Origin of the sequence: Xenorhabdus santafensis (assembly GCF_033949405.1) — a bacterium.
Classification (GTDB): domain Bacteria; phylum Pseudomonadota; class Gammaproteobacteria; order Enterobacterales; family Enterobacteriaceae; genus Xenorhabdus; species Xenorhabdus santafensis.
The window spans coordinates 1-236 of sequence record NZ_VCDN01000488.1; the positions used below are offsets into that span (position 1 = coordinate 1).

The 236-nt window shown below is 42.4% G+C and carries 1 pseudogene; it reads left to right on the top strand.

Annotated features, from left to right (window positions below):
- Positions 1–236, top strand: a pseudogene (purH, locus tag FE392_RS23165) (bifunctional phosphoribosylaminoimidazolecarboxamide formyltransferase/IMP cyclohydrolase); the annotation flags it as partial.

A 236-nucleotide genomic window follows, 5' to 3' on the forward strand; every position in this document is an offset into this window, starting at 1 on the left:
AACTCGCTTGGAAAGTTGTAAAACATGTGAAATCAAACGCAATTGTTTTAGCGAAAGATGATATGACAATTGGTGTCGGTGCGGGACAGATGAACCGTGTAGGTTCTGCAAAAATCGCAATTACACAAGCTGGCGAAAAAACACAAGGTAGCGCACTTGCATCTGATGCTTTCTTCCCAATGCCAGATACAGTAGAAGAAGCAGCAAAAGCAGGAATTACAGCAATCATTCAACCG